This window comes from Sphingomonas sp. PP-F2F-G114-C0414 (assembly GCF_003688595.1).
Lineage (GTDB): Bacteria > Pseudomonadota > Alphaproteobacteria > Sphingomonadales > Sphingomonadaceae > Sphingomonas.
This window is the reverse complement of record NZ_RCWT01000009.1, coordinates 820,778-843,042: the sequence shown is the minus strand read 5'-3', so window position 1 is coordinate 843,042 and position 22,265 is coordinate 820,778. Positions and strand designations below refer to the sequence as shown.

Annotated in this window: 20 protein-coding genes; 14 read left to right on the top strand and 6 right to left on the bottom strand. The window is 66.4% G+C overall.

The genetic code is table 11. From position 1 onward, the window contains the following. The first annotated feature begins 30 nt into the window (after positions 1 to 30). The 9 genes from C8J47_RS04490 to C8J47_RS04450 all read left to right on the top strand — a co-directional run bounded on the left by C8J47_RS04490 (position 31) and on the right by C8J47_RS04450 (position 9,392). Positions 31 to 2,319, top strand: a complete 2,289-nt coding sequence (locus C8J47_RS04490; RefSeq protein ID WP_121884571.1) for a patatin-like protein — start codon at positions 31 to 33, stop codon at positions 2,317 to 2,319. Positions 2,320 to 2,423: 104 nt separating this feature from the next. After that, complete coding sequence (locus tag C8J47_RS04485; protein ID WP_121884570.1) at positions 2,424 to 2,786, top strand: LapA family protein; 363 nt, start codon at positions 2,424 to 2,426, stop codon at positions 2,784 to 2,786. After that, a complete protein-coding gene (gene pyrF / locus C8J47_RS04480; RefSeq protein WP_121884569.1) occupies positions 2,783 to 3,457 on the top strand; it encodes an orotidine-5'-phosphate decarboxylase in 675 nt (224 codons plus the stop codon). Before C8J47_RS04485 ends, pyrF begins: the two co-directional genes overlap by 4 nt. 170 nt (positions 3,458 to 3,627) lie before the next feature. Then, positions 3,628 to 4,263, top strand: coding sequence for a phosphoribosylanthranilate isomerase (locus C8J47_RS04475; RefSeq protein WP_121884568.1), 636 nt, complete (start codon positions 3,628 to 3,630; stop codon positions 4,261 to 4,263). A 162-nt stretch (positions 4,264 to 4,425) separates the two neighbouring features. After that, entirely contained in the window at positions 4,426 to 5,664 is a 1,239-nt protein-coding gene (gene trpB, locus C8J47_RS04470) for a tryptophan synthase subunit beta (protein WP_121884567.1), read from the top strand. A gap of 124 nt (positions 5,665 to 5,788) precedes the next feature. Next, complete coding sequence (gene trpA, locus C8J47_RS04465) at positions 5,789 to 6,616, top strand: tryptophan synthase subunit alpha (RefSeq protein ID WP_183129012.1); 828 nt, start codon at positions 5,789 to 5,791, stop codon at positions 6,614 to 6,616. Continuing rightward, on the top strand, positions 6,613 to 7,464 hold the full coding sequence (gene accD / locus C8J47_RS04460) for an acetyl-CoA carboxylase, carboxyltransferase subunit beta (protein WP_121884565.1): 852 nt from the start codon (positions 6,613 to 6,615) through the stop codon (positions 7,462 to 7,464). Before trpA ends, accD begins: the two co-directional genes overlap by 4 nt. 117 nt (positions 7,465 to 7,581) lie before the next feature. Continuing rightward, positions 7,582 to 8,895 carry a folylpolyglutamate synthase/dihydrofolate synthase family protein gene (locus C8J47_RS04455; protein WP_121884564.1) on the top strand — a complete coding sequence of 438 codons (1,314 nt, stop codon included), beginning with the start codon at positions 7,582 to 7,584 and terminating at the stop codon, positions 8,893 to 8,895. Between the two features lie 68 nt (positions 8,896 to 8,963). Continuing rightward, a complete protein-coding gene (locus tag C8J47_RS04450; protein WP_056051010.1) occupies positions 8,964 to 9,392 on the top strand; it encodes a DUF6628 family protein in 429 nt (142 codons plus the stop codon). A 92-nt stretch (positions 9,393 to 9,484) separates the two neighbouring features. On the opposite strand, the gene C8J47_RS04445 is transcribed toward C8J47_RS04450, so the two are convergent. Continuing rightward, on the bottom strand, positions 9,485 to 11,122 hold the full coding sequence (locus tag C8J47_RS04445) for an inorganic phosphate transporter (protein ID WP_404969248.1): 1,638 nt from the start codon (positions 11,120 to 11,122) through the stop codon (positions 9,485 to 9,487). 274 nt (positions 11,123 to 11,396) lie between these two features. After that, entirely contained in the window at positions 11,397 to 11,726 is a 330-nt protein-coding gene (locus tag C8J47_RS04440) for a UrcA family protein (protein ID WP_121884562.1), read from the bottom strand. Positions 11,727 to 11,945: 219 nt separating this feature from the next. Between C8J47_RS04440 and C8J47_RS04435 the strand changes: the two genes are divergently transcribed. After that, positions 11,946 to 14,225 carry a UvrD-helicase domain-containing protein gene (locus C8J47_RS04435; protein ID WP_121884749.1) on the top strand — a complete coding sequence of 760 codons (2,280 nt, stop codon included), beginning with the start codon at positions 11,946 to 11,948 and terminating at the stop codon, positions 14,223 to 14,225. Positions 14,226 to 14,349: 124 nt separating this feature from the next. Next, entirely contained in the window at positions 14,350 to 14,628 is a 279-nt protein-coding gene (locus C8J47_RS18830) for a hypothetical protein (RefSeq protein ID WP_147454276.1), read from the top strand. Positions 14,629 to 14,659: 31 nt separating this feature from the next. Here C8J47_RS18830 and C8J47_RS04430 read toward each other — a convergent pair whose 3' ends face one another. Both C8J47_RS04430 and C8J47_RS04425 read right to left on the bottom strand, forming a co-directional pair. Next, a complete protein-coding gene (locus C8J47_RS04430) occupies positions 14,660 to 14,956 on the bottom strand; it encodes a HigA family addiction module antitoxin (RefSeq protein WP_121884561.1) in 297 nt (98 codons plus the stop codon). After that, positions 14,956 to 15,243: a type II toxin-antitoxin system RelE/ParE family toxin gene (locus C8J47_RS04425; RefSeq protein ID WP_121884560.1), complete on the bottom strand. Its 288-nt coding sequence runs from the start codon at positions 15,241 to 15,243 to the stop codon at positions 14,956 to 14,958. The genes C8J47_RS04430 and C8J47_RS04425 overlap by 1 nt, the downstream gene beginning before the upstream one ends. A 185-nt stretch (positions 15,244 to 15,428) precedes the next feature. On the opposite strand from C8J47_RS04425, the gene C8J47_RS04420 reads away from it, so the two are divergent. Together C8J47_RS04420 and C8J47_RS04415 are read left to right on the top strand one after the other, a co-directional pair. Continuing rightward, the gene (locus C8J47_RS04420) at positions 15,429 to 15,722 is read left to right on the top strand and encodes a hypothetical protein (protein WP_121884559.1); all 294 of its coding nucleotides are present in this window, start codon (positions 15,429 to 15,431) and stop codon (positions 15,720 to 15,722) included. Positions 15,723 to 15,825: 103 nt separating this feature from the next. Beyond that, positions 15,826 to 16,368: a glycine zipper 2TM domain-containing protein gene (locus C8J47_RS04415; protein WP_056051024.1), complete on the top strand. Its 543-nt coding sequence runs from the start codon at positions 15,826 to 15,828 to the stop codon at positions 16,366 to 16,368. A gap of 129 nt (positions 16,369 to 16,497) precedes the next feature. Here C8J47_RS04415 and C8J47_RS04410 read toward each other — a convergent pair whose 3' ends face one another. Further along, positions 16,498 to 18,609, bottom strand: a complete 2,112-nt coding sequence (locus C8J47_RS04410) for a prolyl oligopeptidase family protein (protein ID WP_183129011.1) — start codon at positions 18,607 to 18,609, stop codon at positions 16,498 to 16,500. Positions 18,610 to 18,758: 149 nt separating this feature from the next. Here C8J47_RS04410 and C8J47_RS04405 point away from each other — a divergent pair, with 149 nt between their 5' ends. Beyond that, positions 18,759 to 20,153, top strand: a complete 1,395-nt coding sequence (locus C8J47_RS04405) for an MFS transporter (RefSeq protein ID WP_121884557.1) — start codon at positions 18,759 to 18,761, stop codon at positions 20,151 to 20,153. A 269-nt stretch (positions 20,154 to 20,422) separates the two neighbouring features. Here C8J47_RS04405 and C8J47_RS04400 read toward each other — a convergent pair whose 3' ends face one another. Then, positions 20,423 to 22,162 (bottom strand): DUF885 domain-containing protein, encoded by a 1,740-nt coding sequence (locus tag C8J47_RS04400; RefSeq protein WP_121884556.1) that lies wholly within the window; start codon positions 22,160 to 22,162, stop codon positions 20,423 to 20,425. Positions 22,163 to 22,265: the final 103 nt, after the last annotated feature.

The window sequence follows — 22,265 nt, the reverse complement described above, 5'->3', positions numbered from 1 at the left end:
TACGAACGACGATGCGGGACGGGATGTAGAATGCGCGAGAAGGAACTGCGACTGGCGCTCGTCTGCTATGGCGGGATCAGCCTGGCGGTCTACATGCACGGCATCACCAAGGAAATCTGGCGGCTGGTCTGCGCCAGCCGCGCGTTCCACGACGGCGAGACCGCGGTCGGCGGCAGCCAGGGCGTCTATCACGCGCTGCTCCAGGAGATCGAAGAACACGCGTCGATCCGCGTGCGCGTGCTCGCCGACATCATTGCCGGCGCGAGTGCTGGCGGGATCAACGGCATCTTCCTCGCGCAGGCGATCGCCACCGGGCAGAGCCTCGATCCGCTGACCGACCTCTGGATGACCTCGGCCGACGTCGAGGCGCTGATCGATACCGAAGCGGCGCCGAAATCGCGCCTGTCGAAGGTCTGGGCGATGCCGCTCGCGTGGATGGCGGCGGGCCGCAGCACCGACAAGGTCGAGGAACTCGACGAGCCGACGCGCGAGGAGGTGCGGGCCAAGCTGTCGCACTTCATCCGCTCGCGCTGGTTCGAACCGCCGTTCGGGGGGAAGACCTTCACCAATTTGCTGCTCGACGCATTCGACGCGATGGCGGCCAGCACGCGCGGCCCCCGCCTGTTGCCACCCGGGCAACCGCTCGACCTGTTCGTGACGGTCACCGATTTCTCCGGCCATCCCGAGCGGTTGCAGCTCAACTCACCCGCCGAAGTGGTCGAAACCGAGCATCGGCTGGTGGTCGACTTCACCGACAATGGCGGTGCGACCGATACGCTCGCGCCGCGCGCGGAACTCGCGTTCGCGGCCCGCGCGACGTCGAGCTTCCCCGGCGCGTTCCCGCCGTTCACCGTGGCGGAACTCGATACCGTGCTCCAGACCCGCCAGATCGCATGGCCCGGGCGTGGCGCCTTCCTCAAGCGCGTCCTGCCGCGCCATGCTGCGGCGAAGGCGGCGGAGACCGCGGTGCTGATCGATGGATCGGTGCTCGCCAACGCGCCGTTCCGGCCGGCGCTCGATGCGCTCAAGGAACGGCCGGCACGGCGCCAGATCGACCGTCGCTTCATCTACATCGACCCATCGCCGGGCATCAAGCTGCGGCTCAATCGCGGCGAAGGCACGCCCGGTTTCTTCCAGACGATCATCGCCGCGATCAGCGACATCCCGCGCCAGCAGCCGATCCGCGACAATCTAGAGGCGATCGCCGAACGCTCCGCGCGGATCGACCGGATGCGCGGGATCGTCACCGCGATCCGCCCCGATGTCGAGGCCGATGTCGAATCGCTGTTCGGCCACACGCTGTTTCTCGACCGCCCGACCGCCCCCCGGCTGATCGCCTGGCGACGGCGCGCGCAAAAGGCGGCCGCGTCGAAGGCAGGGTACGGCTTCGTCGCCTACGGGCACGTCAAACGCAGCGCGGTGATCGAGACGATGGCCAGCCTGCTGTTTCACGCGGGCCGTCATCATCGCCCACGCCGCCTCGCCCAGATCAGGTCGGCGATCGTGGCGAGCGTCGTCGCGACCGGCGCCGATCAACTCGGCTCGAACTATCCCGGCGGCGCCAGCCCCGCGTCGATCGCGTTCCTCCGCACCTTCGACATCGGCTTCCGCATCCGCCGGCTACGGTTGATGGCGCGCCGGCTGGCCGAGGTGGAGACTCAGGCCGACGAGCCCGAACTCGCCCCGATGCGCGACGCGATCTACGAATCGCTGTCGCCGTATCTCGATCGGATGCGCGGCGAGATGCATGCCGGACAGCATGACGCGGTCCGCGCGATGCGCGGCGATGCGACCGAGGTGCTGGCGACGCTCGGCCGGACGTTCGACCTCGGTCGGCTCGACGCCGAGACCGACCAGCGCCTCGCCGCGGCGTTCGCGCAACTCGCCAAGCCCGCACGGCGCACGATGTTGCTCGCCTATCTCGGCTTTCCGTATTTCGACACCGCCACGCTGCCGCTGTTGCAGGGCGAAGGACTCGACGAGTTCGATCCGATCAAGGTCGACCGGATCGCCCCCGACGACGCCACCGCGATCCGCTCGGGTGGTGCCGACGCGACGTTGAAGGGGATCCAGTTCGGCACGTTCGGCGCGTTCTTCAGCCGCGCCTACCGCGAGAACGACTATCTCTGGGGCCGCCTGCACGGCGCCGAGCGGATGATCGACATCACCGTCTCGACGCTGCCGAAGACGGTGCGGATGAAGCCCGGCCGCGTCGCCGCGATCAAGCGCGCCGCGTTCGTCGCGATCCTCGACGAGGAGGAGCCCCGGCTCACCGCGATTCTGCCGCTGATCGCGCAGATCAGGACCGAAATCGGCTGAAACCCGACTTGTTCGGCACAAGACTGGCCAAACCGGCCGCTTGGCGGTAGCTCTGGCACACCCATCGGCGCTTCGGCGCGGAGGGACGCGATAGAGGTGGCCGCATGCAGTTCCTGAAAATCCTGTTCTGGTGCCTGTTGGCGTTCATCGCCGCAGTCTTCACGATCTCGAACTGGAATGCCGTCCAGATCCAGCTTTGGGGCGGGCTGATCGCCGACGTGAACCTGCCGCTGCTGCTGTTCGTCACGTTCCTGATCGGGTTCGTGCCGACGATGCTGTACAATCACGCGATCCGGTGGCGGCTGCGCCAGCGCCTTGCGACGTGCGAACGCGAGTTGGTCGAACTGCGGACGCCGCGGCCCGAGCCGGTGGCCTTCGCGCACGCCGAGACACCGGTTGCGCGGATCACCCCCGTTGGCCCAGCCACGGACATGTCGACCGCCACCCCGCCGGGCTCTCTGCTGTGAGCAACCGCATCTACGTCGCGCTCGATACGCCCGATCTTGCCAAGGCCAAGGCGATCGCATCGCGCGTCCGCCATCATGTCGGCGGCATCAAGCTGGGACTCGAATTCTTTTCCGCGCACGGCCAGGCCGGCGTCCAGGCGATGGCCGAACTCGGTTTGCCGATCTTCCTAGACTTGAAGCTGCACGATATCCCCAACACCGTCGCCAAGGCGGTGCAGGCGCTCGGCGCGCTCGAACCCGCGATCCTCACCGTCCATGCGAGCGGCGGCCGGGCGATGCTCGAGGATGCCAAGGCAGCTGCCCCGATCGGCACCAAGGTGATCGCGGTGACGTTGCTCACCAGCCTCGACGCGTCCGATCTTGCCGCGAGCGGCGTCGTCGGCAGCGCGCACGACCAGGTCTCGCGGCTGACCGAACTGGCGTGCCAGGCGGGGGTCGACGGCATCGTCTGCTCGGGTGCCGAGGTCGCGGCGGCGAAGAAGATCTGGCCGAAGGGGTTCTTCGTCGTGCCGGGCGTACGCCTGCCCGACGGCCACATCGGCGACCAGAAGCGAGTCGTCACGCCGCGCCAGGCGCTCGATGCAGGCGCGTCGATCCTCGTGGTCGGTCGCCCGATCACGCAAGCCGAAGACCCCGACACCGCCGCCCGCGCAATCGGCGCGACGCTCTAAGCTCACGTCGTCATCCTGACGAAAGTCAGGATCCAGTACCAAGATCGACAGCGTTCGTTACTCTGGATCCTGACTTTCGTCAGGATGACGGGCGCTTGAGCGCTACGAAGTAATCGATCGCTACTCCGTCCCGGACATCCGCTACCGTTGGCAAAGGCCGATAGAAGACCATGACCACCGCCAAGATCTGCGGCCTCTCCACGCCCGCGACGCTCGACGCCGCGATCCGGCACGGCGCAAGCCATGTCGGGTTCGTATTCTTCCCCGCCTCGCCGCGCCACGTGACGTTCGCCAAAGCTGCCGAACTCGCCGCGCGCGTGCCGGGCCATGTCGCAAAGGTCGGCGTGTTCGTCGATCCGGAGGACGACATGCTCGAACAGGCGGTCGGCTCGGCCGCGCTGGACGTGCTGCAACTCCACAAGGTGACCCCGCCACGCGCCGCCGCGATCCGCGCGAAATTCGAGATCGAGACCTGGGTCGCGGTGGCGGTTCGCACGCGCGGCGATCTGGATGCGGCGCATGGGTTCGTCGGGGTCGCCGACCGGATACTGTACGACGCGAAGACGCCGGACTCGGCCGCGTTACCCGGCGGGATGGGCTTGCGATTCGACTGGGACCTGCTTGACGGCTTCCGGCATCCGCTGCCCTGGGCCCTCTCGGGCGGGCTCGATCCGGCGAACGTGGCCGAGGCGATCCGGCGGACCGGCGCGGAACTCGTCGACGTGTCTTCCGGGGTCGAAAGCGAACCCGGTACCAAGGACGAAGCCAGGATCGCGGCGTTCCTGAAGGCGGTCGCCACGCGCTAGCACCACCCCGGCGAAGGCCGGGGCCCAATTGGAAAGGTCGCGGTAACGGAGCATCCGACTCGCCAAAAAGCCTTTCCCAATTGGGCCCCGGCCTCCGCTGGGGTGGGCTTTAGCGGAAACGGAAGGGGTGACAGCGATTTACGAAGTGCTAAACGCCCCTGCATGAATGCTCCCCTCGCCCCCAACTCCTACCGCGCCCAGCCCGACGAGCGCGGCCATTTCGGCGACTTCGGCGGCCGCTATGTCGCCGAGACGCTGATGCCGCTCGTCCTCGAACTCGACGAGGCGTACCGCGCCGCCAAGGCCGACCCCGCCTTCAAGGCGCAGTTCGACGATCTGCTCGAACATTATGTCGGCCGCCCGAGCCCGCTCTACTATGCCGAACGCCTGACCGAAGCGCTCCGCGAGTCCGCCCCCGAGGGCATGGGCGCGCAAATCTGGTTCAAGCGCGACGAGCTGAACCACACCGGCGCGCACAAGATCAACAACTGCATCGGCCAGATCCTGCTCGCGATGCGGATGGGCAAGACCCGGATCATCGCCGAGACCGGCGCGGGCCAGCACGGCGTCGCCACCGCCACGGTCTGCGCGCGCTTCGGCCTGCCCTGCGTGATCTACATGGGCGCGAAGGACGTCGAGCGTCAGGCGCCCAACGTGTTCCGCATGAAGCTGCTCGGCGCCGAAGTCCGCCCCGTGACCAGCGGCGCGCACACACTGAAGGACGCGATGAACGAGGGCATGCGCGACTGGGTCGCGAACGTCCACGACACCTTCTACATCATCGGCACCGCCGCCGGCCCGCACCCGTATCCCGAGATGGTCCGCGATTTCCAGAGCGTGATCGGCACCGAGGCACGCGCGCAGATGCTGGAGCGGGTCGGTCGCCTCCCCGACATGCTGGTCGCGGCGATCGGTGGCGGCTCGAACGCGATCGGGTTGTTCCATCCGTTCCTCGACGATGCCGACGTGCAGATGCTCGGCGTCGAGGCAGCGGGCCACGGGCTGGACAAGGAACATGCGGCGAGCCTCGCGGGCGGTTTCCCGGGCGTCCTGCACGGCAACAAGACGTACCTGTTGCAGGACGAGGACGGCCAGATCACCGAGGCGCATTCGATCTCGGCGGGTCTCGATTATCCCGGCATCGGGCCGGAGCATGCATGGCTGCGCGACATCGGCCGCGTCCAGTATGACAGCGCCACCGACACCGAAGCGCTCGACGCGTTCCAGCTGTTGTGCCGGACTGAAGGCATCATCCCCGCGCTGGAACCAAGCCACGCGATCGCCACGGTAACGAAGAAGGCCCGCGAGATGCGGCAGGACCAGATCATCCTCGCCAACCTGTGCGGCCGCGGCGACAAGGACATCTTCACCGTGGCCGAAGCGCTCGGGGTGGCGATATGATCGCACTTCTGCTCCCCTCCCGCCTGCGGGAGGGGTCGGGGGAGGGCCTGTTCGCTCCTCAGACCTTTAATGTGCGGCTATGTCAGCCCCTCCCCCAACCCCTCCCGCAAGCGGGAGGGGAGCTTTGAGCCGCCTCGCCGCCACCTTTGCGCGCACCGCCGCCACCGGCCGCGCTGCGCTCGTCGCGTTCGTCACCGCGGGCGACCCCACCACCGAAGCCACCGGCCCGATCCTCGACGCGCTCGTCGCGGGAGGTGCAGACGCGATCGAGCTCGGCATGCCGTTCACCGATCCGATGGCCGACGGCCCCGCGATCCAGGCCGCGAACATCCGCAGCCTCGCGCAAGGCACGCGCACCGCGGACATCCTCGCCACCGCCACCGCCTTCCGCGCGCGGCATCCGGACGTGCCGCTGGTCCTGATGGGCTATGGCAACCCGATGCTCCGGCGCGGCGCGGACTGGTTCGCCGAGGCAGCTGCCAACGCCGGCGTCGACGGCGTGATCTGCGTCGACGTGCCGCCCGAAGAAGACGATGCGCTCGGCCCACAATTGCGCGCTGCCGGAATCGACCTGATCCGCCTCGCCACGCCGACCACCGATGCTGCCCGCCTGCCGACGGTGCTCGATGGCGCCAGCGGGTTCCTATATTACGTATCGGTCGCAGGGATCACCGGGCTCCAGCAGGCGCAACAATCCTCGATCGAGGACGCCGTCGCGCGCCTGAAGGTACAGACCGACATCCCGATCGCGGTCGGCTTCGGCATCCGCACGCCTGAGCAGGCCGCCAACGTTGCGCGCGTCGCGGACGGCGTCGTGGTAGGCTCGGCGATCGTCGAGCTGGTCGCGCAGCACGGTGCCGCTGCGGCCGAACCGGTCCGCGCCTATATCAAGTCTCTCGCCGACGCCGTCGCCTCGGCTCGAAAGGAAATTCCCATGGAGATCGGGGCATGAGCTGGCTCAACAGCGTCCGCAACGTCCTGCCCTTCGTCGCGAAGCGCGAGACGCCCGAGAATCTCTGGCACAAGTGCAAGGGCTGCGGGCAGATGATCTTCACCAAGGAGCTCGAGGACAATCTCTACGTCTGTCCGAAATGCGATCACCACGACCGCATCGGGCCGAAGATCCGTTTTGCGCAACTGTTCGACGAGGGCAGCTGCAGCGAACTCCCCGCACCCAAAGTGCCCGAGGATCCGCTCAAGTTCCGCGATCAGAAGCGCTACACCGATCGCCTGAAAGCGGCACGCACCGACAGCAGCGAACAGGACGCGCTGATCAACGCACGCGGCGCGATCGACGGCCACCGCGTCGTCGTGGGCGTGCAGGATTTCGGCTTCATGGGCGGGTCGATGGGCCTGGCCGTCGGCGAGGCGTTCGTGCGCGGCGTCGAGGCAGCGATCGAGGACCGCGTGCCCTACGTGATCTTCACCGCGAGCGGCGGCGCGCGCATGCAGGAGGGCATCCTCAGCCTGATGCAGATGCCGCGCAGCACGGTCGCGATCCAGATGCTGCACGACGCCGGCCTGCCGTATATCGTCGTGCTCACCGACCCGACCTCGGGCGGCGTGATGGCGGCGTATGCGATGCTCGGCGACGTGCAGATCGCCGAGCCCAAGGCGACGCTCGCCTTCACCGGCCGCCGCGTGATCGAGAGCACGATCCGCGAGAAGCTGCCCGAGGATTTCCAGACGTCGGAATATTATCTCGAACACGGGATGATCGACATGGTCGTCCACCGGAAGGACCTGCGCGAACAGCTCGGCACGGTCATCGGGTATCTCAGCGCGCGCGAGGCTGCGTAACGCACTCCCTCTCCCCTTCGGGGAGAGGGTCGGGGTGAGGGGCAGCCACAGGCGCAGCGCCCCGGTACTACCCCTCACCCCAGCCCTCTCCCCGGAGGGGAGAGGGAGCCTAGAAGAATGCCCGACCACGCGACGTCCTCGTCCCCCGCAGTGCAAGCCCAGCTCGACCGACTGACCGCATTGTCACCGGGCGCGGACATCCTCGGCCTCGAGCGCATCACCGCGCTGCTGAGCCGTCTCGGCGACCCGCACCTCTTGCTCCCCCCCGTGTTCCACGTCGCCGGCACCAACGGCAAGGGCTCGACCTGCGCGTTCCTCCGCGCCGCGATCGAGGCCGCCGGGCACAGCGTCCACGTCTATTCCTCGCCGCACCTCGTCCGCTTCAACGAACGCATCCGCCTCGCGGGATCGCTGATCGAAGACGACCTGCTCGCCGCGTTGCTGGCCGAAGTGCTCGACCAAGCCGCCGACCTCCAGGCCAGCTTCTTCGAAGTCACCACCGCCGCCGCCTTGCTCGCCTTCGCCCGCACGCCGGCGGCAGCGACGATCGTCGAAGTCGGCCTCGGCGGTCGGCTCGACGCAACCAACGTCATCCCGAACCCGGTCGTCACCGGCATCGCCGCGCTCGGCATCGACCACCAGTCGTTCCTCGGCGACACGTTGCTCGAAATCGCCGGCGAGAAGGCGGGCATCGCCAAGCCCGGTGTCCCCCTCGTCACGATGGACTATCCCAAGGCCCTCCGCGCGAAGATCGCAGCCATCGCCGCAGCCGCCGGCGCACCCGTCGTCGCCCGCGGCACTGCCTGGACCAGCGAGACCGCGCGCGCGACCGTCCGCTACGAGGACGAAGGCTTTTCGGTCGTCACCAATCGCCCCCGCCTCGTCGGCGCGCACCAGTCGCGCAACCTCGCGCTGGCCATCGCCATGCTGCGGCACCAAGGCGCATTGCATATCCCCGAAGCCGCGATGCGCGCCGCCGCCGACTGGGCGCAATGGCCGGCGCGCATGCAGCGGCTCTCGGACGGCCCGCTCCTCGCGCGCCTCCCCGCCGGCAGCGAACTCTGGCTTGATGGCGCGCACAATCCCAACGCCGCCAAGCCGGTCGAAAGGACGTTGCGCCGGATCGCGCAAGGTCGCCCCGTCACGCTCGTCATGGGGATGCTGGCGAACAAGGATGCCGACGCCGTCCTCCGCATCCTGTCGCCGTCGCTGGCCCGGATCATCGCCATCCCCGTCGAAGGGCACGCGCATCACGCCCCCCAGGCACTGGTCGAGATCGCCGCCCGGTACGACGTCCAGGGCGACGTCGCTCCAGGCATTGCGGACGCGCTCGATCGCCTGTCCACGCAGGGTCCATCAGTCGTGCTGATCGCAGGATCGCTGTACATTGCAGGCGAAGCGCTCGTCGCAAACGACCAGCCGCCGGACTGATCCCTTATTGCTATTGACTATCAATAACCAACAGGCGAGTTTGGCGCGACCACCACGGAGTCGCGTGAATGACCGATGTTCGAACCGCCACCGCCCTGCTTCCGCACGCGTTGCCCGACTGTGAAAACGCGCGGATCGCGCTGTTCGCGATGCGGCGGATGGGCGCCAACGGCCTTGCCGACGCACGCGCCGCGCACACCCTGTTTACCGCGTTCGGCCAGAGCTTCCGGCGGCCGCTCGTCCTGCTGCGCGCGTTGATGGCGGATCTCGCCGGCACGTCCGCGGGAACGATCGCGATCGCGCCGTGCTGCTGCGCGCGGATGACGCCCGCGGAGGCAGCGATGCTGTCGATCCTAGCACGCATCGAGACCGCACCCGAGACCGCCCGCCTGCTGATGGCCGATCTGCTCGGCGTGCGTCGCGTCGATGGAGTCTTGGCGAGCGCCGCCGCCGTCGCCGCAGCCTTTGCCGACGAAGGACGCCCCGTCACCGCCTAGCGCGGGTCAGTCTGCGGCGATCGATCTACTGATGCCGGACGAGTGCCGGCATCCACGGTGCAGCAAAATCGAAGGATCGTTGCCGTCCTCGATCAATATCCCAGCGCGTGCGCCAGCGTCAGCAGCAGCCAGTACAGCCCCCCCGACAGCAGCATCGCCACCGGCAGCGTCATGACCCAGGCCAGCGCCATGTTCATGACCGTACGCCGCTGCAACCCGGCGCCATTGGCGACGCTCGCCCCCGCGACGCCCGACGACAGGATGTGCGTGGTCGATACCGGCAGGCCATAGCGGACCGCCAGCAGGATCGTCGCCGCCGCGACCAGCTCGGCGGACGCGCCCATCCCGTAGGTCAGATGCGACTTGCCGATCTTCTCACCTACCGTGACGACGATCCGCTTCCACCCCACCATCGTCCCGAGCCCGAGCGCCAGCGCGACCGAGATCTTGACCCAGGTCGGGATGTAGCGCGTGCCCTGCTCGAGCTGCCCGCTATAGCTTTTGAGCGTCGTGATCTCCTGCGCGGTGAAGCGGCTCTGCGCGGCCGTATCGGCGGTGATCAGCTTGGTCGTATCGAGCAGCAGATACATGTCGTTGCGCAGGTTCGGCGTTGCCGCCGCGGGCACCTTGCCGAGCGAGCCATAGCCCGCGATCCGCGTCGACACGTCGTCCGAAAGCGTCCCCAACGCACCATAGACGACCGGATCGGCAACCTGCTTGGTCTTCAGCGCGCGCGTCACGTCGATGCGCGCGGCGGCGACGTCGCCGGGCGCACCATTCGCATGCGCCACGAACGCGGTCGACGCGTCGTGCGCGGCCTGCACGAACGCCGGCGTCGCGCTCTCGGGCATCGTCCGGTTCAAGGCATAGGCGGTCGGCGCGCAGCCGATCAGGATGAGCATGATCAGCCCCATCCCCTTCTGCCCGTCGTTGCTGCCATGCGCGAAGCTGACCGCGGTGCAGGTGCCGATCAACAGCGCGCGGATGCCGCGCGGCGGCGGCGTATCGCTCTTGGGGGCCTCGTACAGCGCGCGATCGCGCAGGAACCGCTTCATCACGAGCAGCATCAGCAACGCGCCGACGAAGCCGACGACCGGGCTGAACGCGAGCGCCGACAGCACTTTCCAGACCTGCGCCATGTCGACGCCCGACGTGCCGTCAGCGCCGCCCTTGATCATCTGATTGGCGAGGCCGACGCCGAGAATCGACCCGATCAGCGCGTGGCTCGACGAATTGGGCAGTCCGGCCGCCCAGGTCGCGAGGTTCCACACGATCGCCGCGAGCAGCAACGCGAAGATCATCGCGAACCCGCCGACGCTGCCGACGTTGAGGATCAGGTCCACCGGCAACAACGTGATCACCGCGTAAGCGACCGCCCCCGACGACAGCATCACACCGAGGAAATTGAAGAACCCCGACCACACTACCGCGAGCGGCGCGGGCATCGAATGCGTGTAGATGACGGTGGCGACCGCGTTGGCGGTATCGTGAAACCCGTTCACGAACTCGAACCCCAGCGCGATCAGCAGCGCGAGCGCCAGGAACGCGAACGCTCCGCCCGCCAGCGACTCACCGACCTGCGCGGTATCGATCGCGATGCTGAACCCGGCATAAGCGAGCCCGCCGATCAGCACCGCGAGGAAAATCCAGCGGCCGGACGGATGGATCGCATGATCGAGTTTGGGACCGGTGCGCGGGGCCGACGCCGTAGCGCTCGAATCAGCCGTCATCGCATCGGGTGCAAATGTGGAGGTTGCCATGAGGATGTGCAGTCGGCCCTAACGATGACAATCTTATGACAGATGTAAATCAAGCGACGATCCGCCCTGATTGGGGACGAGGCCGTCACCGATCCTCCCCCGCCAGGGGGAGGTGGCTGGCTCTTGCCAGACGGAGGGGGAGGAAGCGGTAACTTCTGTTCCGTGTCCTCCCCCTCCGTCGCCTCCGGCGCCCCCTCGCGGGGAAGGGTCGCTAAGCGCCGACCTCCTCAACGACCGCTACAGCTCACCGCCCCGCGCCGATGCTGGCGAGCTGCGTCTCGTTGCGGCCGAGGATCGCGGCGAACTTGACGCGCGCATCGTCGGTCATCTCCTGACGGCACTGGCGCGCATCGGCGAGCGCATCGAGACCGTTGGTACGCGCCTGGCAGGCGCTGGCGATCGCCGATTGCAGGCGGCGCTGGAACGCGGTCCGCCCGGCGTCGCTGGTCAGGTCGAGTCCGCGATGCGACACGCGCACCGACACTGGCTCGCGCACGGCGCTGGCCGATGCCCCCGTCGAGAACAGGCACGCGCCAAAAATCGCCGCCGAAACGACGCTGTTGAAAAGCTTCATGATGATGGTCCTCAAATGGTCCTGCGGTCCGCAGGGCGCTGCCTGCGGGACGACGGCGCCAGTGCGTCGGGCAGCCTTTCTGAATGCGGCTGCTCCGACCACGAACCACGTCGCTGCGCCGTCTCTAGGCGCGCTTCATGACGCCCGCGCGACGATTCGGCGACGTTTCAAAGGTTGCCCGATCGCCCCCCGTTCCCTACCTGTTCACCGGTGAACCAGATCGCCCACTCGTCCGACGCGCAAGCAGAACCCCCTTATCTGCGCGGTCTCAATCCGCCGCAGCGCGAGGCGGTGCTGACCACCGACGGCCCCGTGCTGATCATCGCCGGCGCGGGCACCGGCAAGACCGCGGCGCTCACCGCCCGCTTGGCTCACCTGATCTTCACGAAGAAGGCGTGGCCTTCGGAGATCCTCAGCGTCACCTTCACCAACAAGGCCGCACGCGAGATGCGCGAGCGGGTCGGTCGCCTGGTCGGCGATGCGGTCGAGGGGATGCCGTGGCTCGGCACCTTCCACGCGATCGCCGCGAAGATGCTGCGACGTCACGCCGAACTGGTCGGGCTGCAATCGAACTTCACGATCCTCGATACCGACGACCAGTTGCGGTTGTTGAAACAGCTGATCCTCGCCGCGGACATCGACGAGAAGCGCTTCCCGACGCGCAGCCTCGCCGGGCTGATCGATCAGTGGAAGAACAAGGGCCTCGTCCCCGCCGATATCGATGCGGGTGAGAGCGAGCGCTACGCCAACGGCCGCGGCGGCGAACTGTACCAGCAATATCAGGCGCGGCTGATCGCGCTCAACGCGTGCGATTTCGGCGACCTGCTGCTCCACATGCTCGTCATCCTGAAGACGCACCGCGACGTGCTCGCGCAATACCAGCAGCGCTTCAAATACATCATGGTCGACGAGTATCAGGACACCAACTCGTCGCAATATCTCTGGCTGCGGCTGCTCGCGCAGGAGCGCAAGAACATCGCCTGCGTCGGTGACGACGACCAGTCGATCTATTCGTGGCGCGGCGCGCAGGTCGAGAACATCCTGAAGTTCGAGCGCGACTTTCCGGGCGCGAAGGTCATCCGGCTCGAACAGAATTACCGCAGCACGCCGCACATCCTCGGCGCCGCATCGGGCGTGATCGCCAACAATGGCGGGCGGCTCGGCAAGCAACTCTGGACCGAGCGCGACGTCGGCGAAAAGGTGAAGGTCATCGGTGTCTGGGACGGCCCCGAGGAGGCGCGCCGGGTCGGCGAGGAGATCGACATCGTCCGGCGCTCCGGCAAATCGCTCGACGAGGTCGCGATCCTGGTCCGCGCGCAGCACCAGACGCGCGAGTTCGAGGACCGCTTCATCGCGATCGGCATGCCGTACAAGATCGTCGGCGGCTTCCGCTTCTACGAACGCGCCGAAATCCGCGACGCGCTGGCGTATCTTCGCGTCGTCAACCAGCCGGCGGACGACCTCGCCTTCGAACGTATCGTCAACGTCCCCAAGCGCGGCCTCGGCGACAAGGCGGTCGCGCGCATCTACCAGCTCGCGCGCGCCACCGGCACACCGCTGACCACCGCCGCCGCGCGCATCCTCGACACCGACGAACTGACCGGGGCTGCGAAGAAGTCGCTGGGACGGCTGGTCGGCGACATCGCCCGCTGGCGCGACATGGCGACCAGCCTGCCGCACGCCGAACTCGCGCGGCAGTTGCTCGACGAGAGCGGCTACACCGCGATGTACCAGGCCGAGAAGTCGGTCGAGGCGACCGGCCGCCTGGAGAACCTGAGCGAACTCGTCCGCGCGATGGAGGAGTACGACTCGCTCGGCGCATTCCTCGAACACGTCAGCCTCGTGATGGACAACGAGGGCGGCGCGCAGGACCCGCAGGTCACGATCATGACCATCCACGCCGCCAAGGGCCTCGAATACGACACGGTGTTCCTGGTCGGCTGGGAGGAAGGCCTGTTCCCGTCGCAGCGCTCGCTCGACGAAGGCGGCGTGAAGAGTCTCGAAGAGGAACGCCGTCTGGCCTATGTCGCGATCACGCGCGCACGCCGGCTTGCGGTCATCATCCACGCCGCCAACCGCCGCATTTATGGCCAATGGAACTCGTCGATCCCCTCACGCTTCGTCGCCGAACTTCCGCCTGAGCATATCGACACGGAAACCACGATGTCCGGCGGCGCGAGCCTCTGGCAAGCCAACTGGTCCGACCGCGCCGATCCGTTCGCTGACGTCGCCCGCGGCACCGGCCGCGGCCCCGGCTGGCAGCGTGCGTCGGGCACCGGCAGCACCTTCTCCACCAAACCCGCGCGCGTCGTCGAAAGCCGATCGAGCGCGATCAGCCTCGGCAACAAGGGCCGCGACGACCTCTCGCTCGGCATGCGCGTCTTCCACCAGAAGTTCGGCTACGGCACGATCGCCGAGATCGAAGGCAACAAGCTGGAGATCGACTTCGAACAGTCAGGTCGCAAGCGGGTGATGGACAGCTTCGTTACGATAGGTTGAAGTAAAGCGTCGAGAGGCGCCCGATGCCGAACTGGACGGGAATTTTTTGCACGTTCCCGTAAACTTGCAACTTTCGGTCAAGTTTGAGATCATCACTCCAAGACTTCGAGTCGAGGACAGATGCATGTCGGGTAACAAGCGAACGATTCCGCAGATACGTTCTCGACTTCGCGAGATTGCAGACGAGTACGGAATCGAAGAACTTCACGATCTAGCCGACGAAACGTATCGAAATTCGCCCGTCACGCGCGCCTCGGTGCGAAGCGCACATTTCACGCCAGAACTCGCGGAGGATATCAGGGCATTCGTTGCCAAGTATCCAAAGCTACATCAACGTGACGTGGCACAGAAATTCAACGTAAATCCGGGACGCGTATCCGAGGCGTTGACCCGCCAGATGTAAAACGATCCTGAGGTGATCGACGTTAAGCCGCTTAGGCCGCCACTCGCTCTACCTCGATCTCGCCCTCACGCGTCCGCGCTAGTGCCAGATCATACGCCGCCTGCATCCGCATCAGCGTCTCAGCCTGCAGCCCGAATGCCTTCTCGAACCGGATCGCCATCTCAGCCGACAACCCGGCCCGACTGCCAAGCAAGTTGCTCATCGCCTGCCGCGTCACGCGCAATTTGGCGGCCGCGTCGGTCACGCTCAACCCATGCGGCGCGACGACTTCAGCCCGCAACCAAGCGCCTGGGTGAACCGCAAAACTCGCATGAAGCTTGATCGCCATCAGTGATAATCCTCCAGATCGAGATCCTCGATGCCACCCGCATCGTTGATCCAAAACGTCATCCGCCAATTCTTCGTCACCGTCAGCGACCATAGGCCTGCCCGATCACCCGCCAGGCGATACGCGCCGAAATTGGGTGGCACCGTCAGTTCGTCCGCGGCTTCGACAGCGGCGAGATACGCCAGCATATTTCGCAATCGATCGACGAGATTGCCGGGCAGTCCCCTCGACCGGCCGGTCTCGGCGAACGACCGCAACGCCTTATGCCGAATGCTTTCGATCACCATGATGGAACGTGCGCCATTCGATGCAGTCCGTCAACCGTCGCTTGTCGCTTTACGATCACGAGCTTCAATCGGCGGCTGGAATGATGGCAAACCTGTACCGCAGCCGACAACCCCGTTCAGGAACGATGTCACTCGATAGCCGTATCACCGGCACATCCCGATTGTCGGGTTCGAGAGGACATCTCATGAAGTTTACCCATCTCATCGCTGCCGGGCTGGCCTTCGCAACGCTCGGTCTCGGCGCCGCCGCACCGGCCGCGGCGCAGCGCGATCGCGGGCATAGCGAGCAGTATCGCGACAACGATCACCGTGGCGACCATCGTGGCGACCGCCGTGATTTCCGCCGGAACGATCACCGCGGCGATCGTCACGACGACCGCCGCTATCGTGGTCGCGACCATGATCGTCGCAACTGGAACAACAATCGCCGCTGCCGCACCGAATGGCGCAACCACCGTCGCGTGCAGATCTGCCGCTGATGTAAGGCGATCCGGCGCGTGAAAATCGCGCGCCGGGAAAGGTGGACGGTGGTACCATGCTGCCGTCCGCCGTTGCGTTCGACCCTCGATAAGGATTTCAGTCATGAAGCGTTTGTTCGGTACGGTTGCAGTGATTGCGGCGACGTGCCTTTCCGTAGCGACACCGGCGCTCGCGCAGAGCAGCGCCGACGACGCGCGTTTCGCCGCCGCCCAGTCGCGCCTCGACAGCGAATTGCAGATCTTCCGCCAGGAATTCGATCGCTACCAGTCGGTCCGCAATCGCGGCGGCTATGCGCCACAGGGCGGCTATCGCACCGCGCCCGACCGTGGTTATCAGGAAGCCTATCCCGACGAGCGCGACGAGGGCAATTACGACCCCTCGCGCTATTACCGCGCCGGCCCGAACTATCAGGAGCGCACGCTGTCGACCAACGACCGCGTCTATGCCGGTCAGGACGGCAAATATTACTGCAAGCGCAGCGACGGCACGACCGGGCTGATCATCGGCGCGGCCGGCGGCGGTATCCTCGGCAACGTAATCGACGGCGGCCGTTCGCGGACCGTGGGTACGCTGCTGGGTGCAGCGGTCGGTGGCCTCGCCGGCCGTGCAGTCGACCAGAACAACAGCCAGGTTCGCTGCCGCTGAGCCGCACTCCCATCCCGTCATCCTGACGAACCTCCGTCATCCTGACGAACGTCAGGATCCAGAGCCACAAGCACAACGCTCCGTGGCTCTGGATCCTGGATCAAGTCCAGGATGACGGGACGGCCGCCCCTACTTCGCCGGCCCGACCAGCTTCTGCGTGAAGTATGTCATCTGCAACGCCTGCAACCGGGCGCCCTGCTCGATATCCGCATCGCCCGAATGACCGCCCGCCGTGTCCTCATAATACAGATACGGCAGCCCATATTCCTTCAATCGCGCCGCGAACTTGCGCGCGTGCTGCGGCCCGACCCGGTCGTCCTTGGTCGTCGTCCAGATATACGGCTCCGGATACGCCACGCCCTTCTTGATGTTCTGATACGGCGAGATCGTCTCGAGGAACGCCTTTTCCGCAGGCACCGTCACCGAGCCATATTCGTCGACCCACGATGCCCCGGCCGCGATCCCCTCATACCGGATCATGTCGAGCAGCGGCACCTGGATCGTCACCGCCTTCCACAAATCCGGATGCTGGTTGAACTCGACGCCCATCAACAGCCCGCCGTTCGACCCGCCATAAATGCCCAGCTTGGCCGGACTCGTCAGCTTCCGCGCAAACAGGTCCTTCGCGACCGCCGCGAAGTCGTCGTAGATCACCTGCCGCTTGGTCTTGCGCCCGGCATCATGCCATTTCGGCCCGAACTCGCCGCCACCGCGGATGTTGGCGAGCACGTAAGACCCACCCCGCTCTAGCCACAGCTTGCCGGTGCTCCCCGAATAGCTCGGCGTCATCGACACCTCGAACCCGCCATAGGCGGTCATGATCGTCGGCGTCGTCCCGTCGAGCACGATGCCCTTCTTGTGCACCACGAAATACGGCACCTTCGTCCCGTCGGTCGAGGTCGCCTCGAACTGCTCGACGATATCGTTCGACGCATCGAACTTCGCCGGCAGCGTCTTGATCGGCTTGGGCGCAGCGCCCGTCGCCGCATCCAGCGAATAGAGCGAGGTCGGCGTGAGGAACCCGGTCACCGTCAGATAGGCGTCGTCGCTGCGATCGGTCGTGCTCACGACATCGATCGAGGCGTTGTCGGGCAGCGCGATCGGCTTGGCGGTCCAGCCCCCTGCCCCATGCGTATAGACCGACGCCCGGCCACGAACATTGTCCGACACCACCAGCAACAGCTTCGACTTGGTCAGCCCCATCCCGTCGACCGACTGGCGCGGCCCCGGCGCGAACACGATCGTCGGGTTGATCGTCCCCTTCTCAACCTCGACGAGCGGCGCCGACGCGACTGCGCCTTCGGGGATCTTGCCCCATGGATCGCTGGTCGAGAAGATCACCTGCCCGTCGATCATCCCCGCCGGAAACGTCCGGCCGGGCAGATCGAGCGGTCGTGTACCCGTCGGCGTCCACACCAGCTTGTCCGCCCCGAAGAACGTCTTCCGGCGCTGGATCACGATCAGGCGATTGCCCTTCTCGTCGGTCAGCACGTTTGCCGCGGTGCCGCCCTGATCGGTCGCCGCGCCGCGGTACACCTCGGTCGCGGCAGCTAGCGGCTGGCCGCGCTTCAGCTGCTTCATCACGAACGCATAGCCCGACTGGGTGGTCGTCCCCGCGCCCCAGTCGCGCGCGACCAGCAGCGTATCCTTGTCGACCCAGGTCGCATCCTGCTTCGACTTGGGCAGCATAAAGCCGCCCTCGACGAACTGTCCGGTCGAGAGGTCGAACTCACGATACGTCACCGCGTCCTCGCCACCCTCGGATAGCGCGACCAGGCACAGCCGCTGCTCGGGCTCGAGGCAGGTCGAGCCCTTCCAGACCCACTGCTTGCCCTCGGCCTTGCCCAGCGCATCGAGATCGAGCGCGGTGGTCCACTTTGGCGTTGCCGATGCGTAATCCGCCGCACTCGTCCAGCGCCACAGCCCGTGCGGATGATCGGCATCGCGCCAGAAATTATAGATCCGCCCGAACATCTGGTTCGGCATCGGAATGCGATCCTTCGCCGACGCGATCGCCAGCGCCTCGGCATAGAAGGTCTTGTAGCGCGGATCGTTCTGCAGCCGCGGCAACGTCTTCGCATTCTCAGCCTCGACCCAGGCGAGCGGCTTCGCGCCATCCTTGTCCTCGAGCCAGATATACGGGTCGGCGGCGGTGTTCGTTGTGGTCATTGGTGCGACTTGGGCGGTGGCTGCGGTCCCCGCAAGCAGTGTCGCCGCCGTCGCAAACAAGATACCACGCATATACAACTCCCTACCGTCACCCCGGGCTTGTTCCGGGGTCCACCGATCCGCATAACAAATCCTGTCGATTGTGCGGCACGGTGGTCCCCGGAACAAGGCTCTCCTGAGGAAAGTTGAAGTATCCGGGGTAACGAAGCGAGTTCAAGAAAATGCAGGACGGCCTGCCCAAGCCCCGCCGCTTCGTCGCCATCGCCGCGATCTCGGCAGGCACCGCGCTGACGATCATCGACGGCGGCATCGCCACAGTCGCACTCCCGACGATCGCGCGCGACCTGAACGTCGGCAGCAGCGCGGTGGTGACCGTCGTCACCGTGTACCAGCTGATCCTGGCGATGGCGCTGCTCCCGTTCTCGGGGCTCGGCGACCGGATCGGCCTGAAGCGCATGTACCAATACGGTCAACTGATCTTCACGGTCGCGACGTTGCTCTGCTTCTTCGCGAAGAGCCTGCCGTTCCTCCTGGTCGTCCGCGCCGCGCAGGCCCTGGGTGCGGCGGCGGCACTGAGCGTCTCGTCGGCGCTGATCCGCTCGATCTACCCGACCAAGCAGCTCGGTCGCGGGCTCGGCATCAACTCGGTGGTCGTCTCCAGTTCGGCGGCACTCGCCCCGACGATCGGCGGTCTAGTCCTCGCCATTGCCCCCTGGCCCTGGGTGTTCGCCAGTGCAGTACCGTTCGCGATCGCGTCGCTGGTGCTAGGCCGCGCGCTGCCCGAACCGCGGAAACACGACGAACCCTTCGACGTGCTCGGCGCAGTGATGTGCGCGGCGATGATCGGCCTCGTCATCGGCGGTGCGGAGAGCGCGGTCCACGGCGACAGCCCGATCGTCTCGGCCGCGATCGTGCTGACCGGCGCAGTGATCGGCTGGTTCTTCGTGAAACGCGAACAAGGCGAGACCAAGCCGATCCTGCCGATCGACCTGCTCGCTCGGCCCGTGCTCGCGCTGTCGGCGGTCGGTGCCTACACCGCGTTCATCGCGCAGATGACGCTGCTGCTCTCAACCCCGTTCCGCCTGACGCACGCCTACGGCTTCAGTGCGGCGGAAGTCGGCGCGGCGATCGCACCGTGGCCGCTCGCCAACATGTTCGTCGCGCCGCTCTCCGGCTGGTTGTCGGATCGCTACCCGGCCGGGCTGCTCGGCGGGATCGGGATGAGCGTCTCGATCTGCGCGCTGCTGCTGATCGCGTACATGCCCGCGGATCCGGGGTATTTCGACATCGCGTGGCGGATGGCCTTGTGCGGCTCGGGGTTCGGGATGTTCATGGCGCCGAATGCACGCCTCATCATCGGCTCCGCACCACGCGAACGCGCCGCAGCAGCAGGCGGCCTCGTCTCGACGGTCCGCCTGGTAGGCCAGACCACCGGCGCCACCTTGGTAGCCGCCCTCCTGGCCATGGGCGTAGGCGCTGGCATGATCCCGCCGCTCGTAGCTGCCGGCCTAGCACTAGTAGCAGGCCTATGCAGCCTAAGCCGCCTCCGCCCCTTGATCCGCAACCCACCGACCGAAGAAACCCAAGACGTGCAACCCGCCCAACAAACGCGGTGACTCTTGCTCCCTCTCCCCGAAGGGGGAGAGGGAGCAGGAGCAGAAGAAGAATGTTCACCCAGCTATTCCTCCCCGGCACGGGGAGGGGGACCGCCGCTCGCAGAGCGGGGGTGGAGGGGGATCACCCGGAGCGTAACGCCGCGAAGAACGAACACGGCAACCGCTGACGGCTACAAATCGCAACCCGAGCATCCACGACCGTAATTCCCGGGGTGAGCCCCCTCCACCAGCTTCGCTGGTCCCCCTCCCCGTTCCGGGGAGGATACCCCTCAAAACGCCGCCGTCGCTCTATCCTCCCCCATCATAGCAGCCCGCACCAAAGGAATCGGCGGCCCACCATAACTCAAGAACTGGTCATGAAACGCCTTCCAGGCCTTCCGCCCGCCCCGCGTCGCGGTCCAGTCCGCCCGCAGCTTCCGGATCATCAACTTACCCATAGTATAATTCAGATACGCCGGATCATACGTCCCCCGCGCCGCCTGCTGCTTGGCGTTCCCCTCATCCTGGTAACATTCATCGACGAACATCCGGAACGACTGCTCCTGCGTCATCCCCTTCGCATGCATGCGGATCGCCGAAAGATACCGGCAATCCCGCAGCAGCGCGTTCGAGATCTGCCCGACATGCGTCTCCGGATCGCCGTTGTTGAGCCCGGCCTCCCACATCATTTCCTCGGCGTAATGCGCCCACCCCTCGGCAAACGCATACCCCACGAACAGCCGCCCGAAGAGCGACGGCGAGCGGTTCGCATGCAGGAACTGGACGAAATGCCCCGGCATCACCTCGTGCACCGACGTGAACAGCAGGTCGTTCTTGCCCGGCACGAACGCGTCCTGCACCGCCTTGGTCCAGGTCGGGTCGGGCGGCGAAATATAGTAGATCGACGGCACGCCCTTATCGAACGGCCCCGGCGGATCGATATACGCCGAGTTCTGCCGGTTGTACGGCGGCGATTCCTCGACCAGCGCTTGCTCGGTCCCCGGGATCGTCACCAGATCGTGATCCACGACGAACTTCCGCAAGGTCGGGATCTGCCGCCGTGCCTCCGCGACCGGGCCGCCGACCGGCTTGTTCGCGTTCATCTTGTCCATGCACGCGAGGATCGTCTGCCCCTTGGCAAAGACCCCGCACGCCTGCGCCAGCGCCGCCTGGTTGCGCTTCAGGTCAGCGACACCCGCCGCCTCGAGCTGGTCGAGCGGCGTATCGACGCCCTCGGTCATCGCCACCATCCGCGAGAACTTGTCCGCCCCGAGCGCGAAATCCTGCGTCGCGGTCGCGCGCTGGCGCTCGGTCCACGTTCCCAGATCGCGCATCGCCTTCGACGCCGCCTGCGCCGCATCGGTCAGCTGCTTCTGCGCCGCCGCATCCTTCACGCTCGCAAACGCCTTTACCGCGTCGCCCGCATAATAGTCGGCAAAGCCGTTGAACGCCGCCGTCCCGTAATTGACATAGCTCAGCGGCATCGGCGTCTTGAGGTTCGCCTTGATGTTCCCCGCCGCCGCCGGGATCTTCTGCAGGAATGCGGTCAGCGCCTTCATCCGGGTCGGCGCATCGGCATAGTTGCGCGCGATATACGTGTTCGGATCGAGCCCCGCACTGACATACCACGCCGGATTATGGTGCGGCTGGTCGGCATCCTCCAGCCAGAACAGCTTGCCCTTGGCGACCTGCACCAGATAATCGCGCTCGAACGCCTCGGCGGGCTTCAGATCCTTGAACGCCCCCGCCTTGTCGATCGCGCCATGCAGGAAGTCCGCCTGCCGCTTCAGCCCCGCCGCGCTCCAGTCGCCCAAGCCGCCGTCATATTCGTGCTTGCCCTGATAGACCGCGTTGGCCGGATCGATCTTGAACCAGCCGTCGATGAAGCCATCGCGGAACCCCGCCCAGTCGCCCTTCGCAGCGGTCGTCGGCGCGGCAGGAGCCTGCGTGTTCGCGGTGGTCTGCGCAGGGCCGCACGCGCTCAAGGCGAGGACCGCGCCAAGCGCCGTCGTCAAAAGTCCGATCCGCATCCTGTCTCCAATTCCGATTCGTCCGGGACCATGCTGCCAGTCGAAGCTTCGGTACGCCAGCGTGCGGAACGGCGCGCGCGATGAGCCGTTGAGCGCACACCTC